The following is a 19385-nucleotide window of genomic DNA, read 5'->3' as shown; positions in this document are numbered from 1 at the left end:
TCGACTTAATTCTGCTAAGAAGGCGATGACCCGATTAGGCCCTCACGCCGTAAGCCCCTCAGGTTCTGGCAATCCATTTGCGCGGCATGCTGCGGTTAGGGTGTTGGCCAGCAGGCAGGCGATGGTCATGGGGCCGACGCCGCCGGGGACCGGGGTGATGGCGCCGGCGCGGGCGGAGGCGCTGGCGTAGTCGACGTCGCCGACCAGTTTGTTTTTGCCGTCACGCTCGATCCGGTTGATGCCCACGTCGATCACGGTGGCGCCTTCCTTGATCCAGTCGCCGGGCACCATTTCCGGACGGCCCACGGCGGCGACCACGATGTCGGCGCGGCGCACCACGTCGGGCAGGTCCTTGGTGCGGCTATGCGCGATGGTCACGGTGCAGCTGTCGCCCAGCAGTAGCTGCGCCATCGGCTTGCCCACGATGTTCGAGCGGCCAATCACAACCGCATCCATCCCCGACAATGATCCATGGTGGTCGCGCAGCATCATCAGGCAGCCCAGCGGCGTGCAGGGCACCATCGATTTCTGACCTGTCCCCAGCAGGCCCACATTCGAGATATGGAACCCGTCCACATCCTTGGCCGGGTCGATCGAATTGATCACCAGATCCTCGTTCAGATGCCCCGGCAACGGCAGCTGCACCAGAATGCCATGCACCGCCGGGTCGCTGTTCAGCTGGTCGATCAGCGCCAGCAGGTCCGCCTCGGAGGTATCGGCGTCCAGCTTGTGCTCATACGAGTTCATGCCGACCTCGACCGTCATCTTGCCCTTCGAGCGCACATAGACCTGGCTGGCCGGGTCTTCGCCCACCAAAACCACGGCCAGGCCGGGGGTGATGCCGTTTTCCTCTTTCAGCTTTGCAACCTGATCGGCCACTTGCGCACGCACCTTGGCGGCAAAGGCCTTACCGTCGATAACCTGGGCTACCATTCTGTCGTCCCTTCTTTCAAAAAGCGGAGCGGGCGCATATGCGCCCGGCCTGTCAGTCAGCGCCGATCACACGTTCCTCGCGCGCAATCGACTTATTTCTTTAGGGTAAATAAATATTCTTTCTGGTCAACATTGGAGTTGCTCATGCTTTGGCCGAAAGGAAATTCCTCAGCGATTGCACCAGCAGATCACGCGTACCGTTTGCGACCCGCGCTCAGCCCCAACAACCAGTCTTCGACGATGCGGCGTTCCGGGAATGTTTTGTGGGTTGAGCTTTTCAGAAGATAGTACCCCGACTGCGTTCGCACCGATATGTCTTGGATCGGTCTGACCAACGCACCGCTTTCGAGCAGCGGATCGACAAGATGGGCCCACCCCAAAGCGACGCCCAAACCATCAACCGCGGCCTGGATGGAAAGAGGATAGGTGTTAAAGGCCACGGCGCGTTCCATTGAGGTGGTGGAAATTCCATTACCGCTGAGCCAGGTATGCCATGTCATCCATTCCGCATGACTGCTGGTCACCTCAATCAGATCCAGTTCCGGCAAAGCCGACAGAGTGTCCGCGCTTGGGTTACTTTTGAGGTATTCCGGACTACAGACCGGAAAAACGGTTTCCCCGAACAACAGTTGCGCTTCATATCCGGGCCAATCGCCATCCCCGCGCAATATCGTCAGGTCCATCGCATCAGACAGGCATTCAGCATCGCTGTCTGACGACATAAGCGAAATACGGATGCGCCCGTTGGATTTGTTGAACTTGCGCATCCGCGGCATCAGCCAGAGGGATGCCACCGAGTTAGTCGCAGAGATCGACACCGTATTGGCCTGATGTTTGGCCAGCATATCGCGGCTGACATCGCGCATCAGGTCCAGCGACTTTTCCACGGTTGCCAGCAAAATAGCCCCTTGCTGTGTCAGCGAGACCGAGCGATGACCTCTGACAAACAAGGGGACGTCATAGTGCTGCTCCAGCAGGCGTACTTTGCGGCTGATGGCCGTTTCCGAGATGTTCAGCACCTTGCTGGCCTGCGCAAAACTTTGCGCCTTAGCCGCCGCTTCAAAAGCCAATAGGTAATCCAGCGGAGGCAGAACTTTCCCGGTTATTGGCGCTTTCTTTGGCATTTGACGGTGGATTCCCAATCTTAAGAGGGGCGCAATCGAAAACACAAGCCTGCGTCGGCTGGAGGTCGACCGGGCAACTGGCTGTTAAGTTAGTAAAAAATCAGATTAGCCTCAAGATTTTATGGGCAACGCCTCTCAAATTTCTGTTCTGCGTCTCGCGCGAAATTAGGCAGAATGACCGAATTCGGGGCCGCAAGAGTCCTCAAACCAAAAATGAACGTCACTCAGGGAGCAAACATGAAACTTTCAAACCTACTTTCTGCTGCAACCTTGGCAGCAGTAGCGGGCACCGGTGCGATTGCAGAAGACAGCAGCGATCCGATCGTCATCCCGATTCACAATTGGTCCAGCCAGATCGTGATGTCCTATGTTGTCGGTCAGTTGTTCGAAGAGATCGGTGATAACGTTGAATACGTTACAACCGACAGTCAGGCGGTCTACGAGTCGGTGCGACTGGGCGATGTCACGCTTGAGATGGAAGTCTGGGAAGGCGCATTTGGCGCGTCCTTCCGCACCGCGCTGGAAAAAGGCGGCCTACATGATGCAGGCGATCACGATGCAGTCACCCGCGAGGACTGGTGGTATCCGATGTGGACCAAGGAATCCTGCCCCGGCCTGCCCGATTGGAAGGCGCTGAATGATTGTGCGCATCTTTTTGCGACGGCTGAAACTGGCGATAAGGGCCGGTATCTGGATGGCCCGGTTGACTGGCTGAAGCATGGTAAGGAACGGGCCGAAGCCCTTGATCTGAACTTCACAGTTATCAATGCGGGTTCGGCGGCAGCCCTTTGGGCCGAGATTGGCGCGGCAGAGGCCGACAAAAAGCCGGTTCTGGTCTTCAATTGGACCCCCAACTTTGCCGAAGCGGTTTGGCCCGGTGAGTTTGTCGAGTTCCCGGCTTGGGAAGATGGCTGCGACAAAGACCCCTCCAAGGGTCCGAACCCCGATGCGCTGTATGATTGTGGCAACCCGGCAACCGGCTACCTGAAAAAGGCCGCGTGGGACGGAATGAAGGACAAATGGCCCACCGCCTACTGTGTGTTGACCGAAATTTCCTTCACCAATCCGCAGATCGCGGAAATGGCCAAGTTGGTCGACACTGACGAGCTGGAACCGGAAGAGGCAGCGGTCGAATGGCTGGATGCCAACCGTGCTATTGTTGATCCCTGGATCAGCGCCTGCAGCTAAAGTTCAGCCACACGCAACAAAACTGGCGCGGCCTTACGGATCCTGGTGAAGTAAGGCCGCACTTAACAAGAAAGAAAGACAGCCATGTCCGCCACAGCGCCTGTCATCTCAGCCAAAAACGTCTGGAAACTGTTCGGCGCCTCTCCGGAGGCCTATCTAAAGTCCATGCCGGCCGGTCGAAGCTTTGATGAGATGCGTGCCGACGGGTACATCGCCGGGGTCAAGGATGTCTCGATCGAAGTCGACCGGGGCGAAATGCTTGTCATCATGGGGCTGTCGGGATCCGGCAAGTCGACGCTGGTGCGGTGCTTTTCGCGACTGCACGACATAACCGGCGGCACGATTGAAGTTGACGGTCAGGACATCATGAGCCTGAGCGAGCGTGACCTGATCGAGTTGCGGCGCAACAAGATGGGTATGGTGTTCCAGTCCTTTGGCCTACTGCCGCATCGCACGGTTCTGGACAACGTGGCCTTCCCGTTGGAAATGCGCGGTCAGGATCGCCATGACCGGCGCGAGCGGGCACTGGAAGTTATCAAGCTGGTCGGTCTTGAGGGGCGCGAGGAATATTTCCCGCGCGAACTGAGTGGTGGTCAACAGCAAAGGGTAGGCATCGCTCGCTCCTTGGCGATTGAGCCGGATATCTGGTTTCTGGACGAACCGTTCTCGGCCCTTGACCCTTTGATCCGGCGTGAGATGCAGGATGAATTTCTGCGTCTGCAAGAGATGCTGGGAAAAACCATCGTCTTTATCACGCATGATTTTGATGAGGCGCTGCGCCTGGCTGACCGGATTGCGATCATGCGCAACGGTGCGGTCGAACAATGTGATACGCCTGATCAGATCGTCATGAACCCGGCCACAGAATACGTTGCTAAATTCACCGAAGACATCGACAAAGCCCGCGTCGTACATGCGAAAGGGTTGGCAAAGCCCGTGAACGGCCACGTGTTGGAAGGGGCACCGATCAATGGCGGCGCGACCATCCACGAACTGGCGCGGGTTCTGGTCAATGACAAACGCATCCTGTTGCCGGTCGCGGACGAAAAAGGCGTTGTCACCGGGGTTCTGGAGCGCGACGCCGCTTTGAACGTTCTGCTTGGGGCCGACTGATGGCGACGCTGTCCACAGATCTGACAGAGGCACCGAACAAGCCGTGGGGGCGGACCCGGATCCTTACCGCGCTGCTGATCGTGGCCTTTGCGCTGATCGTGGCCAAAATGGTCGGTATTCTGCCAGACTGGCTGAACCGCATTCCCGAAGCGGCGATTCCGCCAACAGCACAGGTTCTGGACGCGATTTTCAGCTTTATCCAGAATGATCTGGGTTTGATCTATGTGACCCGCTTTATCGCGGAAGGCCCGCTTGAGTTTCTGTTGGATACATCGGCCAACCTGTTGGAGGGCAAGCGGCGCTGGCCCTATCTGGGACCGATCCCATGGTCTGCAATTGCCGCCGTAGCCGCAGTTGTGGGCTACGCTGTCGGTGGCTGGCGCTTGGCTGCCCTGGGCGCAGGCACCTTTATCTGGACCGCAGCCATCGGACAGTGGAAGATCGCCATGCAAACCATGTCCGTGATCGTGGTCGCGGCCCCGTTGGCGTTTCTGCTGGGGCTGGGTCTGGGCATTGCCGCATGGAAGTACCGCTGGTTTGAACGGATGTTGAAGCCGGTTTTGTCCATTTTGCAGACCCTGCCCTTTTTCACTTACCTTCTGCCAGCAGTGATCTTCTTCAAGGTCGGCCCCACGGCGGGGGCGGTTGCGACCATTACTTTCGCCATTCCCCCGATGATCCTGATGACCACCCTGGGTTTGAAAAAGGTCAGCCCCGAAGTGATCGAGGCGGGCCAGATGTCGGGCTGCACACGATGGCAGATGCTACGCCACGTTTATGTGCCCGCAGCGCGCACCGAGATTCTGGTCGGTGTCAATCAGGTGATCATGTTGTGTCTGGCCATGGTGGTTCTGACCGCCTTTATCGGCATGCCGGGCCTTGGTGCCAAATTGCTGGCGATGATGGGCAGCTTCAAACTGGGTCGGTCTTTCGAGATCGGCGTGACCATCGTGCTGCTGGCCGTGACGCTGGACCGGATGTCGAAAGCATGGGTCGTCAAACAGCCGGTTCACTTTGAACGCGGCACGCCATGGTGGAAGCGGCATCAGATCTCGCTGGTCGGACTGGGCCTGTTTGTCGGGTTTATCCTGTTGTCACAGGCGTTCCCGATCCTGGCAGAGATTGGCCGCAAACAGCATCTGAGCCAGGGCAAGGAAATCGACGTGGTGATCAAGTCGGTGCTGGCGATAGACGCAATCAAGGGAACAACCGAATGGCTGCGCTGGTTCCTGAATGTCAAGGTTCTGATCCCGTTCCGAAACACGCTGCTTGCCATTCCGACGCCTGCATTCATCCTGCTGGTGGTTGCCTTTGCCTATTGGGTCGGCGGGCGCAAACCCGGTATCTATGCCGCTGTTTTCTTTACGATTGTTGCTTTCTCGGGCTGGTGGGACCGGTCGGTGATCACGCTTTATACCGTGATCTCGGCTGTTGCGCTGGCCACTCTGATCGGCATACCGCTTGGCGTGATCGCGGCCCGGTCGGCACGATGGTCGAAAAGCATCCTGCTGGCCTGCGATACTGCGCAGACTTTCCCCAGCTTCATCTACCTGATCCCGGCGATCATGCTGTTTGGGGTCAATGATGTGGCTGTGGTGTTCTCGATCCTGATTTTCGCGGCGGTTCCCCTGATCCGGTACACAATTATTGGCCTCAGCAGCGTGCCGCCGGAAATGACCGAGGCCGCCGACATGTCCGGCTCGACCCGTCGGCAGAAACTGATGTCGGTGCAATTCCCGCTGGCGCTGCCGACCATGGCCGTCGGTTTCAATCAGGCGATCATGTTTGCCTTTTTTATGGTCATCATCGCGGCCTTCATCGGCACGCAGGATCTGGGGCAAGAGTTGCAGCGCACATTGGCGGGCACCGAACTGGGCAAGAATTTTGTCCTTGGCCTGAATGTCTCGCTGATGGCGCTGACCTTCGACATGGCCATCAGCAGTTGGGCGGAACAGCGCAAGCGCGCGCTGGGTCTTGATTAACCGGAGTATCCAGGATGAACGTAAAACCTGTATTCGAGGTGCCGTTCGAACGCAGCGGAGTGCTGGCCCCCGGTCTGCCGATTCTGCCGCATGGAACCGAACGCCATCCCGTCCCCGGCGCGGGATCACGCGCCGTTCCGGTGTTCAGGGGCGATGCGATCACGCTGCTGGATCGCGACGGGATGCAACCGGCGGAGATGGTTTTCTTTGCCCCCGACCGAAGCTCGGACGCAGGTATGCTTGGCGCGCAGGGGCACGGTCGGCCCGAGGGGGTGATTGCTACATTGGCAAATGGCTCGACCTCGGGAAAAAAAGTGCTGCGCGCCTTAGCGGTCGCAGGCTTCGACATCGGGTCTGGCGATGCCATCCGGGTTTTTACGGGCGGATCGCGGCCCGGTGACATGGCGCATTTTGTGGCGGAAAGTGACGGGCTATTGATCGTCGCCGCCCCCGGCGATGCGATGCGGCCGGAAAACAGCAACCCTCCGACGGACATCATTCTGTACATTCAGCGGGCCGCGCCCGGGCTGGAAAAACCTGACATAGGCCCGCCCGATCCATTGGCCGACCCCTTGAAGGACATCAACATTCAGCCCGGAAATGCTAAGTCTTACGAGGTCAAAGCCGGAGAATTCATCCAGATCGTGGATGTCAAAGGCCGCGAATGCTCGGACTTTCAAGCCTTCAGTCGCCGTGCGCTGGATCAGGGAATTGAGCGCGAGATTGATCCCACCACCACACGCAGTCTGATGGGCAATCTGTATCCGCAGCCGGGCATCTTCTCGAAATACTGGTCGGTGGATCAGGAGCCGTTGGTTGAAATCGTGCAGGATACCTGTGGGCGCCACGACACGTTCGGGCTGGCCTGTACGGCACGGTATTACGAAGATCTGGGTTATCCCGGCCATTTGAATTGTTCCGACAATATCAACAAGGATCTGGGCCAATATGGCATTCGCCCGCGCGGTGGCTGGCCTGCGATCAATTTCTTTTTCAACACGATGCTGGATGAGGCCAACACCATCGGCATGGACGATCCATGGTCGCGGCCCGGCGATTTCGTGCTGCTGCGTGCCCTGACCGATCTGGTCTGCGTCAGCACCGGCTGTCCTTGCGACATTGACCCGGCCAATGGCTGGAACCCGACCGACATTCAGGTGCGAACCTACAAGGCGACCGAAGATTTCAAACGGTCCTATGGCTATAGAAAATCTGCGGAGGCGGATGTGGAAGACACCAAGAAAACAGCATTTCACGACTGTTTTGCGCGACATACGCGCGATTTTGTCGAATATAACGGCTATTGGCTGCCCAACACGATGACAAATCACGGCACGATTGCCGAATACTGGGCCTGTCGCGACAAGGTGGCCGTGATGGATCTGAGCCCCTTGCGCAAATACGAAGTTGTCGGCCCTGATGCCGAAGACCTGATGCAGCTTTGCGTGACCCGCAACATGAGAAAACTCAGCGTGGGTCAGGTGGTGTATACGGCCATGTGCTATGAACACGGCGGCATGATCGACGATGGCACCGTCTATCGGTTGGCAGAGACCAATTTCCGCTGGATCGGCGGCAATGACACCAGCGGGTTGTGGCTGCAGGAACAGGCGCGCAAGCGCAACATGAACGTCTGGGTGCGCAACTCGACCGATCAGTTGCACAATATTGCGGTTCAGGGGCGGCACAGCCGCGACATCCTCTCGCGGATTTTTTGGACCCCGCCCCAGCAACCGACCATCGCGGAACTGCCCTGGTTCCGACTTACCGTGGCCCGGGTCGGGGATGTGCGCGGAACCTCGGTGGTGATTTCCCGAACCGGCTATTCGGGCGAGTTGGGGTATGAAATCTTCTGCCACCCCAAAGATGCTGTCGAGATTTTCGACCGTGTCTGGGACGTTGGTCAGGACTATGGAATCACGCCGCTTGGGCTTGCCGCGCTCGATATGTTGCGGATCGAAGGGGGTTTGATCTTCGCCGGGTCCGAATTCGATGACCAGACCGATCCGTTTGAGGCTGGCATCGGCTTTACCGTCCCATTGAAATCAAAAATGGATGATTTCATCGGTCGCACTGCAATCGAGGAACGCAAAGCGCACCCTCACCGCAAGCTGGTCGGGTTCGAAGTAGAGGGTGGAACCATCCCGGCTCCGGGCGATTGTGTGCGCATCGGAAAGGCGCAGGTCGGCGAAATCACCAGCGCGATGAAGTCACCCATCCTGGGCAAGGTTATCGCCTTGGGCCGAGTCGCAACGCCCCACGCGACCGTTGGGCACGACATTGAAATCGGCCAATTGGATGGGCAGCAAAAGCGCCTGAAGGCCAAAATCGTTCCGTTCCCGCATTTTGATCCTTCGAAAGAGCGTGTGAAAGGTGTCTACCTCGAAAACAACGTCCCGGATGCGGCCGAATGATACGGTGATTGCGAGATCAAAAGCCAAAGCGCTTGCTGTTTGTTTTCTGGGCCTTACGGTCGCATCATTCCCCAGAGCTGGCTTTACCGAGAGCTGCGACCGGGTTTCCGCGCTTGAACGCTATGCCGACGACGGTGTGCCCCCGCAGGGTGCGATCTGCGAAACCTATGTTGGCGCCGCCGGTGCCAAAGGCGTTTCATGTCGTTGGGAATTCCAATACCGCGACATACAAGCCGTGCGTACATTTGACGACTTCTGGACCGAAATCACTGGGTGCAGAGACGGAACCCGGTTAGAGCGCGTTGAACCGGTCAACCATCCCGACACCTACCTGCAGAGGGAATTTCTGACATCAAACGGTCTTTATCGCGTGTCCCAAAAGGACAAGGGCGAGATCAAAAGAACACTGGTGTTTCTAAGCTTCGAACACGACAGTTGAAGGTTTCTGGCCCCCATGACAAGCGAGTAAGTTGACGAGCGATATGTTAAGGTAGATTTCGACCCGAACGGACGCGGCTCTGGGTATGATTTTCCTGCGATAGGGCGAGGCCCATCCGCCAAACAAAAGCCATATTTTAAGCAGACACCATCAGCATTTAGATGAAGTACGAGGATAATATGAAACTCGGATTTGCGATCGCTGGCCTTGCCCTGCTTGCTGCCTGCGATGTCCCGCCCCAGACGCCGGAAGAAATACGCCAGAATGAGAGGCAACAGCAGGAGCTGCAAAGTGACCTGTATCGTCAGAACCTGGATCTGGATTGTTTCTCGGGTGATCAGAAGGCCTGCGAGAACCAGCAGAAACTGCAAGAGATTGATGCCATCGGCAACGCATTGGAAGATGTCGCAACTGCCGCGAACGCCTCGGGCTGATCCGCCTGCGCCCCGTCAAAGGGCCGAACGCGATGTCATTTAGGTTCCTTGCAAAGGAAAGATCATGAACCTTAAATCCTTCACCCTGATCGATCTGGGCGTCATGTGTGTCGCCGGGCTTTGCGCCACGATGGCGTTTGATTTCTGGGGACAGGTCGTCAGCCCGTCCCTGGGGTGGGCCAACCTGTCCCCCGAGGGTCTGGCCATCAGCCTGCTGTCAAGCCTGGGCCTGCCAAGCAGCAACTTCCTGGGATTCTTCGTGCATTTCTATGTGGTCGGTCTGATTGCATATCCCATGGGCTGGGTCTTTATATTCAAACCGGCTTGGGTGTCGTTCATCTCGGGCACGCATCTGAGCGTAGCATCAGCGCTTTATGGGTTTGCGCTCTGGCTGTTCGCCATCGGTGGGGTCACAAGCTTTGCGGGTCTGCCGCCGTTTCTGAACTTTACCGGCATCACCTGGGTCGCGCTTGTTGGGCACGTCCTCTACGGCATCGTGCTGGTTGCGGTCCTGAGGTTCATTGAGGGGCGTGATCAACGCCGAACCACAGGATGACTGGCAAGGCGCTGTTCGCAGCGGCACTGGGTTTTGCCTTGTGGGGCGCCGCGTCGGACGTGTCGGCACAGTCATTCGATTGCACCAAGGCGGAAACACCGGCGGAAACCATGATCTGTTCCGCGCCGCTTTTGGCGTCGTTGGACGAAGAGCTTGCACTGGTCTACCAAGCTGCCCGACAGGTTGATGAGACAGGCAAACTTGCCCAACAGCAGCGCAATTGGTTGCAGACCCGCACGCTGTGTGAGGACGAGTTTGAGTGTCTCAAGCAAAGCTACCTGACCCGGATCCAGGAGTTGGATGACGATACTGCGCCGTTGTTGCAGGCCGGGCGTTATGTCGGGCAAAATTCAGAGTTGGAGATCGAGGTTTCGGGAACGCCGGCAGACGGGTATAGCGTTGTTTTTACCGGGATAAGTGCAAACTATATCTGCGAAACTGATCCGGCGATGCTCAGATCAGCGGGAAGCGTTCTCTTTGCCTCAACGGATGAAGCGCCGTTGCTGGAACTGATACGCGTCGGGTCGGGCCTGCTTTTGCCTGACACTGGCGTGAACCGGGATCTGAAGCGAACTTGGTGCGGTGCCCGCGCGCCACAGGTTGTTGGATCTTTTTTCAGGCGTGCCTCAAGATGAGCATGGGCCGATACATTCTTTTCCGCGGGCATCGCGCACGCCTTGTATCGCCAATAGCGTTAAGCGTTTGCGGCGCTATTGCAGCCAGTGCTGGTACCGGTCCGGTGCCGGGCTTACCCAAAGATGTAGTGGAAAACACCAATCCGTTGCTAACAGCGGCATATGCCTGTTCGATCGGGGCCCCAGCCCTGATTGCGGACAATCCGCTGGTGGGCGATCAGTCTCTGGTGCTGGGTGTGCCTGCGCAGCGGGACAGGCAGCAAATGCTGCCTGTGATCGCGCTGGCCGGGCAAACCCTATCCGGAACCGGGTTGTCCGTGGATGCAGAGGGAACACCAAACTCCTTTCAGTTTTCCTGCGATCTAAGTGCGGATCTTTCCCATGCGACGGCGTTGAACCTGACAGCCATCGGCCATCCCCTGCACTGGGCCAAGGACGCGAGCAAAGCGGTTGCACCTCAAACCACCTCGGACGGGGCGATCTGGTTTGTTCAGGACGGGGAAGAGATGGCGCAGCTGGTGCATGGCATCCCCGAAACCGACAATCGGGATTTTCTGGCCCGGTGCCGGAAAGGCAGCGGATCGTTCATGTGGACAACGCCCTTTGCAGCCGAAGATTTTGGCCCGGGCAATCAGGTGCCGGTCTCAGTTTTCGCGCCGCCCACCGAGGGTGAAGGACTTTACGTGGCAAGGCGGTGTTTGATGATGCGACCGGTGCCTATGTCGCGGTTGCCACGGTTAAGGCCTCGGACCCGCTGATCGGCTGGATCGCCAAGGCGCGGCAGTTGAATTACATGATTGACCGGCAAAACTACCAGATCAGCCTGCAAGGCTCGGCCAGTGCGGCGCAGGAATTTGCAAAATTGTGTTCCAAGGACGAATAAACTTAGCATGAAAGGCAACAAAATGGGTGTTTTTGACAAAAAACAACGAGTTTCAATGAAAGTTCTGGCCGGTTTGTTTGTCGCCATGCAGGCATCGTCTGTCTGGGCGGGACCACAGTATATCGACGGAACGGGGTATGCGGTTTCGGGTTACGATGTGGTTACCTATCGCACGCTTACTGCATCGCCGGTCGGGACCCCTCAGCCCCAGGGGGTCGAAGGTCACATGTCGATCACCGCCGACTATAACGGTGCCACCTGGGCCTTTTCCACCGAAGAGAACCGCGACAAGTTCCTGGAAAACCCGGCCTATTACGCGCCCCAATTTGACGGGCACTGTGCCTATGGGGTCGCGCAGGGCGGCAAGGTTCCGGGCAATCCAAACCTGTGGCGCATCGTGGATGACAAACTGTATCTGAATATCACCAAGGTTGTGGTCGGATTTTGGGAAAAGGATATCCCCGGCAACATCAAAAAGGCAGATGACAACTGGCCGGGTATCAAGGATGATCCGGCCTCGACCAATGTCATTCCCAATTTTACTTCCACCGCGCCGGTGAAGGAGTAATAGGGAATTGGGGGAGGCATGGTAGGTTCCCCAATCGTGAGGTTCAGGTTCGGGTACCCGGACCGACCCCATCTTGCCGCGTGATCGCGCAGCCTCTAAACACCGCTTTCGACCAAGCTCCAACCCAATATGTGAAGACGATCATGACACTCAACTGGGCAATTATCGGCACCGGATTCATTTCGGACAAGGCGATTGACGGGATCAAGAAAAGCGACGGCTCGCAGCTTTATAGCATCTTTGGGCGCAACCCCGATCTTGTCGCCGAATTCCAGGCCCGCCATAGCATCCCCCATGGGGGTACAGATCTGGATGCGGTGCTGTCCGATCCGTCGCTGGATGCGGTTTATATCGGCCTGCCAAATCACCTACATCACGAGGTGACGATCAAGGCCGCCGCAAAGGGTCTGGCTGTTCTGTCAGAGAAATCGCTGACCACCACGATGGCACAGGCGGGTGCTCTTATGGGTGCGGTTGCCAGGTCCGGGACATTCTTTGTCGAGGGTCTGATGTATCTTGCGCATCCGTTGATCGCCCGGTTTGTCGAGTTTCTGGACAGTGATCGATTGGGAAAACTGCGTTCGGTTCACGGCCAGTATTGCGCTGATATCTGGCAGGTGGTGAACCCCAAGGGGATGGGAACGCTGTATAATCTGGGCTGCTACCCGGCGTCATTGTTGCATCTGACCGTTCAGAGGATGTGCGGGCAACAGGCGTTTGCGCAGCGTCAGATGCACGGGGTCGGCAATCTGAGCAGCGATGGAACGATCTGCGATGCAGCCTGCACCGTGCGCTTTGAAAATGGCGTTCTGGCGACCCTTCAGTCGACGGATTCGTTTGGGATGCACAACAGGTTTGACGTGATGGGCGACAACGGCGTGCTGAGTTTTGTCACCAATCCCTGGCTGCCAGAGGTCGGACGCGGCACACTGCAATGGTCCCCTTACGAGGGCGCGCCAGAGCTGATCCATGTCGATGACCCGTTTGATGCGTTCTACCATCAAACCAAACTGGTTGAGCGTCATGTCGCGCGCGGTGATCGCGAAGTGGCGCGCCCATCCCCTCGGCACGGTGACAGTCTGGAGATCATGGACTTTCTGACGAGCTGGGAAGCGGCGTGCCGTGCATCCTATCCGAATTGACGTAGGCCGCGCCGGGCACGTTCTGGATGTGCTTAGGGTTAAACACCGCTAAGCGGCAAGAACTGGCGCGCAATCCATTGGCCGGCCTCGTCGGTCCGAGAATCAGGTGATGCCGTAAAATCCTGCTGCGACCCCGCCCCACAGCTGAGCCTGTTCGGCCTCGGTCAGGTCTGCGGTAAGCGTCCGGGCCATCGCGACCCAAGCGCCATAATCGCTGGCCAGATTTAACACGGGCCAGTCGCTGCCGAACATCAGGCGATCAGGGCCGAACACGTCAAGGATATGATCGGTGGCCGGGCGCAGCGTGTCGATGGTGAAATCGGCACCGGCCTCGGTCACAAGGCCCGAGAATTTGCAGCAGCATTGGGTATCCGCCGCCAGACGTGCCATGTCGCTGCGCCAGTCCCCCAACTCTCCGGTCGCCAGATGCGGCTTTGCGGCGTGATTGATCACACAGCGCAGATCCGGGTGTTGTTCCAACCGTGTCAGCAGGCGAGGCAAGTGGCGCGGCAGCACCAGCGCATCAAAGCTGAGGTCCATCTGAACCAGAGCCTCAAACACCGGGTCCAGATCGGCGCGCAGAATCCAGTCATCATCGGCGATTTCCTGGATCATCGGGCGAATGCCCTTGAATTTGGGATGTTGGGCCAGCCGCTCCAGTGTCTCAACCGCATCGGGCTGTTCCATATCCACCCAGCCGACAACGCCAGCGACCCAATCGGTGTCCTGCGCGGCCTGCAACATGAACTCGGTTTCGGCAACGGTGTCGGCGGCCTGCACGATGATGGTCTTGTCGATGCCCGCCGCAGTCAGATGCGGCGCAAGATCGGCGGGGGTGAAATCGCGGTAGATCGGGCCAAGCTCGGGCGACATCCAGCCATAGTCGCCACGCGCAAGGGTCCAGATATGGTGGTGGCTGTCGATCTTCATCTCAGGCTCCGGCTGTTGGGATGGGGGCGTCGGGGTGCAACAGATCGGCCACCTTCAGGTCGGACCAGAAACTGTCGGGGATAGGCTGGTTGCACCAGGTCAGGATCTGGTGCAACTCATCCGGGGTGCGCGGCCCCGGTATGACGCTTTTGACCACGGGATGTGCCAGCGGGAATTGCAGCGCGGCGGCGGGCAGGTCAATGGAATGGCTGCGGCAGATTTCAGTCAACCGCCGCACTCGGTCCGCGATCTCGGGCGGGATACCCCCATAGTCAAAGGTTTCACCGCCGACCAGAACGCCCGAATTGAACGGGCCGCCGATCACGATATCGGTTCCGGCATGGGCGCAGGCGGGCAGCAAGTCACCCAGCGGGGCCTGTTCCAGCAGTGTATAGCGGCCTGCCAGCAGGAACACATCCCAATCGCCGCGTTGCAGGGCATCGCTGCACACCTGTGCCTCGTTCACGCCCAGCCCGATGGCCGAAATAGCACCCGAGGCGCGCAGCTCATCCAGCGCGCGGTATCCGCCGGTCATGGCAGTGTCGAACAAGTCTGGCCCGGCCTCGGTTCCATGGGTCAGATCACCGATATCGTGGATGTACAGGATGTCGATCCGGTCCAGCCCCAAACGATGCAGCGAGTGTTCAAAGGATCGCATAACCCCGTCATAGGAATAGTCATAGACAGGACGGAACGGCAGCGGCGTGGCCCACGCGCCGGGGTCGGGATCATGACCGGGGTGTAGGACGCGCCCGACTTTGGTGGACAGGACGACATCTTTACGTCCGCGCAGCCCGTCTCCGATCAATCGTTCAGACAGGCCGTGGCCATAGAAGGGCGCGGTGTCCACATATCGGATGCCGCTGTCCAGCGCGTTCGCAATCGTCGCGCGTGCGTCGTGCTCGGCAACCGGTTGGAAAATACCCGCAAGGCTGGCCGCGCCAAGGCCGAGACTGCTGAGCGGTGTGCCTGATGAGGTCAGGCTGGTGCGTTCAATTCCCACTGATCTGTCGCCCCATTTCCTGCGCAGCTTCGGCAAACATCTGAGTCACGGTTTCCATCGGTGGGGCGTCGTAATCGTCGATGCGTTCAATATACGGGCAGGTCAGCGCGGCCAGCGCGGTACCAGACGGGTCCAGCACCGGGAAGGACAGGTTGATGACCCCGGTCAATGTCTGGCTGGCCCCGCTGGTATGCCCGGCCCTGCGGACCTCATCGAGTATGGCAATGAAATCGGAACTGGCGATTTCCTCTTCGCCTTTGACCAGCTGGTGTTCCTGCATCATCCGCTGCCGCATCTCGGGCGATTGAAACGCAGCCAGAACAATGCCCGACCCGGTATTGTACAATCCGACAACCGCGCCAGTGCGCAGCGCCAGCCGCCAATTGCCCGGGGCCGAGGTAGTGGCCGAGATGACGATATCGCCATCCTCCCACAAGGCCAGATGGCCCGATTGTTCGCTTTCCGCAGACAACTGACGCATCAGAGGTTCGGCAATATCCAGAATACGCCGCCGTGGCGGATGCGCATTGGCCAACGTCAGCAGCTTGAGGCTGAGCATGAACTTATCCCCGCCCGGTGACGAGGTGACATAGTTGCGGCGCACCAAAGTGCTGAGCATCCGGTAGGTTTCATTCGGAGACCGCCCAAGCCCCTTGGCAATCTCGGCCCGTGTCATGCCCTCGGGCGAGGCGGCCAGAAACTCCAGAATGTCCAGACCCTTGTCCAGCGCCGGGGCGCGATACTTGTCATTTTCGGCATCCAGCACGACGGCCTCCTTGTCGGTTCGATACGAATCTAGCGGCAATTTTTGATTGACACAACACTCCACTTCATAAATGAATTGATCATTCATGTACGCATGAATCAACGGGAGGACGCCATGATCCGGCAAATAAGCAGAATACTCACGACAACAGCGGTCGCGACAATCGCGTGCGCCGCATCCGCTCAGGACTACGGGAATTTCGACGGCTATACGCTGCGGGTGAAACTGATCGGCGGCGCGCAATACGAGCCGCTTTATACCCTGATCCCCGAATGGGAGGCCGCGACCGGTGCCAAGGTCGAAATCCTGTCCCGCAAAAGCCATTTCGAGCTGGATCGCGAGATGAAACAGGACATCGCCGCGGGCAATATCGACTATTGCGCCTTTGCCAATCATACCAATTTCGCGCCGCAATACGTCTCGATGACCGAGCCGCTGGACGCGCTGGTCGGGGCCGACACGGTTGACGGGTTCTCGCCGCTCGTGATCAGTCACGCCACGGTGGATGGCAAGCTGCTGTCCCTGCCGCGCCATTCGGACGTGTCGAACCTGTACTACCAGAAGTCGCTCTACGAGGATGAGGCCAACAAGGCCGCGTTCAAGGAAAAGTTCGGCTATGATCTGGCCGTGCCCGAAACATGGGCGCAGGCGGCTGATCAGGCCAAGTTCTTTACCAACGCGCCGGACCGCTACGGCACCCATTTCGCCGGCAAGGACGAAGGTCTGACCGGGCGCTTCTATGAGATGCTGGTGGCCGAAGGTGGCGCGCTGTTTGACGAAAACTGGAACCCGACCTTCAACAGCGAAGCCGGTGTGCGGGCGTTGAACTGGTTCGTCGACCTCTATTCCAATGACGCTGTGCCTGCGGGCACAACCAACTATGTCTGGGACGATTTGGGGCTTGGCTTTGCGGCAGGTGCCGTGGCCTGGAACCTCGACTGGGCGGGGTGGGCCGCGTATTTCAATGGCGATGACAGCAAGATCGGCGGCGATGTCGGCGTGGCACTGGCCCCGACCGGATCGGGCGGCAAGCGCACCGGGTGGTCCGGCTCGCACAGCTTCTCGGTCACGCAGGCCTGCGACAACAAAGAGGCTGCGGCCAGCTTTGTTACCTTCCTGACCAGCCATGACGCGCAGATGGTCGAGGCCCGCCGTGGCCTGTTGCCAACACGCACACAAGTCTGGGACGACGTGATCGCCGAATTCACTGCCGACGGCAATGAATTCATGGTCGAGGTGTTCGACATCTGGGGCGACTCGATGGCTGAGCATGCCTTTACACCACCGCTGATCGCGGAATGGGGCGAGGTGTCGAACATCCTGTGGCCCAACCTGCAATCCGCCATCCTTGGTGACAAATCGGTCGAAGATGCCCTGAACGACTCGGCCGAAGAAGTCCGCGAGGTTATGGAAGACGCCGGTTACCTGTAAACCGGCAATCTGAGATGCCGCGCTGTTCTCCCCCGCGGCATCTCACCCTACTCACGCACAATTCTGACCCTTTTGGGAATACGCCACCATGTCCGGTTTCCGCCGCGCACTGAGAGAGCACGCCGTGCCCCTGGCCCTGATATCGCCGGCAATCCTGGTGATCCTGCTGGTGGTTTTGCTGCCGCTGCTGTTCTCGTTCTATACCAGCTTTTCCAACTATCGCCTGATCAAACCCGAAAGCCTGTGGCAATGGGTCGGCCTGCGCAATTATGAGCGCATTCTGGGTGACTGGGATTTCTGGGTTGCCTTCGGGCGCACCGTTCTGTTCCTGACCGTTGTGCTGAACCTTGAAATGCTGTTCGGGCTGGGTATCGCGCTGCTGGTCAACAAGATCACATGGGGTCAGCGCACCCTGCGCACGATCATGATGTTCCCGATGATGTTTTCGCCCATTCTGGTGGGCTTTCAGTTCAAATACCTGTTCAATGACACCATCGGCGTGGTCAACAACGCGCTGCAATCGTTGGGCCTGACAACACATGCGATCCCGTTTCTGGTCGATCGCTGGCTGGCATTTTTCTCAATCGCCATTGCCGAGATCTGGATGAGCACCTCGGTCTTTGCCATCCTCATCCTTGCGGGGCTGTTTGCCATGCCCAAAGACCCGGTCGAGGCCGCCCGCGTCGATGGCTGCTCAAACTGGCAGGTGTTCCGCCATATCACCCTGCCCTTTCTGATGCCTTTCATCTATATCGCCATGACCATCCGGTCGCTGGACGTGGCACGCGCCTATGACATCGTGGACGTGATGACCGGCGGCGGCCCCGGTGGCCGGACCGAGCTGCTCTGGACCCTGATCGCCCGCACCGCCTATGACGATGCCCGCATGGGGCGCGCCAATGCGATGGCCTATGTCTCGATCCTGCTGTCGATCTTCTTCACCTGGTTCTTCTTCCGCAAGCTGATGGAAGCCCGCAAACATCTGGGGGCGTTCTGATGCCGACAAAAACCAAAACCGCGCTGGTCTGGGTGTCGACCTTCATCGTCATGCTGATCATCTGTATGCCGGGTCTGTGGATCGTGCTGTCGGCCTTTCGCCCCAATGGCGAGATTCTGACCAAACCGGCGATCTGGATCCCGCAAGATCTGAGCCTGGACAATTTCCGCGCCATCTTTGGCTATGGCGAGGATGTGGTGGCGATTCCCGTGGCCAGCTATTTCCGCAACTCGCTGGTAATCTCGCTGACCTCGACCTTTATTGCGGTGCTGATCGGCATGACCGGCGGGTACGCCTTTGCCCGCTTTCGCTTTCCCGCCAAGGGGCCGATCTTTTTGTGGCTGATGCTGTCGCGCACCGTGCCGGGCATTGCGCTGTCATTGCCCATCTTCATCATCTGGTCGCGTCTGGGCATCATCGACACCAAATTCGGCGTGATCCTGGTGTTCACTGCAATCAACGTGCCCTTTACCATCTGGCTGACCGAAGGCTTTTTCCGTCAGGTTCCCAAAGACCTGAACGAAGCCGCCCAGATCGACGGTTGCACCCCGTGGCAGGCGTTCTGGAAGATCGAGTTTCCGCTGGCTAAATCGGGCATCGCATCGGCGGGCATCTTCGCCTTTCTGACCTCGTGGAACGAATATGCGCTGGCCAGCCAGCTGACCCGTTCGACCGACAGCAAAACCCTGCCGGTGGGGCTGATGGATTTCACCGCACAGTTCACAATCGACTGGGCCGGGATGTGTGCGATGGCCGTCATCATCATCATCCCCGCCCTTGTTCTGACCTTCCTCGTACAAAAACACCTGATCGCCGGCCTGACTTTCGGCGGGGTCAAAGGATAATT

20 protein-coding genes are annotated in these 19385 nt (G+C 58.4%); 15 read left to right on the top strand and 5 right to left on the bottom strand.

Annotation, left to right across the window (positions count from 1 at the left end):
- Positions 1 to 42 precede the first annotated feature (42 nt).
- Positions 43 to 933, bottom strand: a complete 891-nt coding sequence (folD, locus tag ACR0AG_RS03540; protein ID WP_480836494.1) for a bifunctional methylenetetrahydrofolate dehydrogenase/methenyltetrahydrofolate cyclohydrolase FolD — start codon at positions 931 to 933, stop codon at positions 43 to 45.
- Between the two features lie 188 nt (positions 934 to 1121).
- The gene (locus ACR0AG_RS03535) at positions 1122 to 2057 is read right to left on the bottom strand and encodes a LysR substrate-binding domain-containing protein (protein WP_480836493.1); all 936 of its coding nucleotides are present in this window, start codon (positions 2055 to 2057) and stop codon (positions 1122 to 1124) included.
- Between the two features lie 237 nt (positions 2058 to 2294).
- On the opposite strand from ACR0AG_RS03535, the gene ACR0AG_RS03530 reads away from it, so the two are divergent.
- The 12 genes from ACR0AG_RS03530 to ACR0AG_RS03475 all read left to right on the top strand — a co-directional run bounded on the left by ACR0AG_RS03530 (position 2295) and on the right by ACR0AG_RS03475 (position 13411).
- On the top strand, positions 2295 to 3245 hold the full coding sequence (locus tag ACR0AG_RS03530; protein WP_480836491.1) for an ABC transporter substrate-binding protein: 951 nt from the start codon (positions 2295 to 2297) through the stop codon (positions 3243 to 3245).
- Positions 3246 to 3329: 84 nt separating this feature from the next.
- Complete coding sequence (locus ACR0AG_RS03525) at positions 3330 to 4358, top strand: quaternary amine ABC transporter ATP-binding protein (RefSeq protein ID WP_480836489.1); 1029 nt, start codon at positions 3330 to 3332, stop codon at positions 4356 to 4358.
- Positions 4358 to 6340 (top strand): ABC transporter permease, encoded by a 1983-nt coding sequence (locus ACR0AG_RS03520; protein ID WP_480836487.1) that lies wholly within the window; start codon positions 4358 to 4360, stop codon positions 6338 to 6340. Before ACR0AG_RS03525 ends, ACR0AG_RS03520 begins: the two co-directional genes overlap by 1 nt.
- 14 nt (positions 6341 to 6354) lie before the next feature.
- A complete protein-coding gene (locus ACR0AG_RS03515; protein WP_480836485.1) occupies positions 6355 to 8754 on the top strand; it encodes a trimethylamine N-oxide demethylase in 2400 nt (799 codons plus the stop codon).
- 4 nt (positions 8755 to 8758) lie between these two features.
- On the top strand, positions 8759 to 9193 hold the full coding sequence (locus ACR0AG_RS03510; protein WP_480836483.1) for a hypothetical protein: 435 nt from the start codon (positions 8759 to 8761) through the stop codon (positions 9191 to 9193).
- Between the two features lie 179 nt (positions 9194 to 9372).
- Complete coding sequence (locus tag ACR0AG_RS03505) at positions 9373 to 9627, top strand: hypothetical protein (protein ID WP_480836481.1); 255 nt, start codon at positions 9373 to 9375, stop codon at positions 9625 to 9627.
- A 64-nt stretch (positions 9628 to 9691) separates the two neighbouring features.
- Positions 9692 to 10183 carry a hypothetical protein gene (locus tag ACR0AG_RS03500; protein WP_480836479.1) on the top strand — a complete coding sequence of 164 codons (492 nt, stop codon included), beginning with the start codon at positions 9692 to 9694 and terminating at the stop codon, positions 10181 to 10183.
- Positions 10180 to 10818 carry a lysozyme inhibitor LprI family protein gene (locus tag ACR0AG_RS03495; RefSeq protein WP_480836477.1) on the top strand — a complete coding sequence of 213 codons (639 nt, stop codon included), beginning with the start codon at positions 10180 to 10182 and terminating at the stop codon, positions 10816 to 10818. Before ACR0AG_RS03500 ends, ACR0AG_RS03495 begins: the two co-directional genes overlap by 4 nt.
- A gap of 104 nt (positions 10819 to 10922) precedes the next feature.
- A complete protein-coding gene (locus tag ACR0AG_RS03490; protein ID WP_480836475.1) occupies positions 10923 to 11576 on the top strand; it encodes a hypothetical protein in 654 nt (217 codons plus the stop codon).
- On the top strand, positions 11513 to 11701 hold the full coding sequence (locus ACR0AG_RS03485) for a hypothetical protein (RefSeq protein WP_480836473.1): 189 nt from the start codon (positions 11513 to 11515) through the stop codon (positions 11699 to 11701). Before ACR0AG_RS03490 ends, ACR0AG_RS03485 begins: the two co-directional genes overlap by 64 nt.
- 55 nt (positions 11702 to 11756) lie before the next feature.
- Positions 11757 to 12269, top strand: coding sequence for a YHS domain-containing (seleno)protein (locus ACR0AG_RS03480; protein ID WP_480836866.1), 513 nt, complete (start codon positions 11757 to 11759; stop codon positions 12267 to 12269).
- Between the two features lie 143 nt (positions 12270 to 12412).
- The gene (locus tag ACR0AG_RS03475; protein ID WP_480836471.1) at positions 12413 to 13411 is read left to right on the top strand and encodes a Gfo/Idh/MocA family protein; all 999 of its coding nucleotides are present in this window, start codon (positions 12413 to 12415) and stop codon (positions 13409 to 13411) included.
- Positions 13412 to 13513: 102 nt separating this feature from the next.
- Here ACR0AG_RS03475 and ACR0AG_RS03470 read toward each other — a convergent pair whose 3' ends face one another.
- The 3 genes from ACR0AG_RS03470 to ACR0AG_RS03460 are packed head-to-tail and all read right to left on the bottom strand — an operon-like array spanning position 13514 to position 16110.
- The gene (locus ACR0AG_RS03470) at positions 13514 to 14341 is read right to left on the bottom strand and encodes an amidohydrolase family protein (protein WP_480836469.1); all 828 of its coding nucleotides are present in this window, start codon (positions 14339 to 14341) and stop codon (positions 13514 to 13516) included.
- Between the two features lies 1 nt (position 14342).
- Positions 14343 to 15344 (bottom strand): aldo/keto reductase, encoded by a 1002-nt coding sequence (locus ACR0AG_RS03465; RefSeq protein WP_480836467.1) that lies wholly within the window; start codon positions 15342 to 15344, stop codon positions 14343 to 14345.
- Positions 15334 to 16110 (bottom strand): IclR family transcriptional regulator, encoded by a 777-nt coding sequence (locus tag ACR0AG_RS03460; RefSeq protein ID WP_480836465.1) that lies wholly within the window; start codon positions 16108 to 16110, stop codon positions 15334 to 15336. The genes ACR0AG_RS03465 and ACR0AG_RS03460 overlap by 11 nt, the downstream gene beginning before the upstream one ends.
- Before the next feature lie 114 nt (positions 16111 to 16224).
- Between ACR0AG_RS03460 and ACR0AG_RS03455 the strand changes: the two genes are divergently transcribed.
- The 3 genes from ACR0AG_RS03455 (at position 16225) to ACR0AG_RS03445 (ending at position 19383) form a co-directional block, all read left to right on the top strand.
- Positions 16225 to 17541, top strand: coding sequence for an ABC transporter substrate-binding protein (locus tag ACR0AG_RS03455; RefSeq protein WP_480836463.1), 1317 nt, complete (start codon positions 16225 to 16227; stop codon positions 17539 to 17541).
- Positions 17542 to 17629: 88 nt separating this feature from the next.
- Complete coding sequence (locus ACR0AG_RS03450) at positions 17630 to 18538, top strand: carbohydrate ABC transporter permease (RefSeq protein WP_480836461.1); 909 nt, start codon at positions 17630 to 17632, stop codon at positions 18536 to 18538.
- Complete coding sequence (locus tag ACR0AG_RS03445) at positions 18538 to 19383, top strand: carbohydrate ABC transporter permease (protein WP_480836459.1); 846 nt, start codon at positions 18538 to 18540, stop codon at positions 19381 to 19383. The genes ACR0AG_RS03450 and ACR0AG_RS03445 overlap by 1 nt, the downstream gene beginning before the upstream one ends.
- Positions 19384 to 19385 lie beyond the last annotated feature (2 nt).

The sequence above is a fragment of the Ruegeria sp. H6 genome (assembly GCF_056532975.1).
This window is presented reverse-complemented; position numbering and strand designations above follow the sequence as displayed.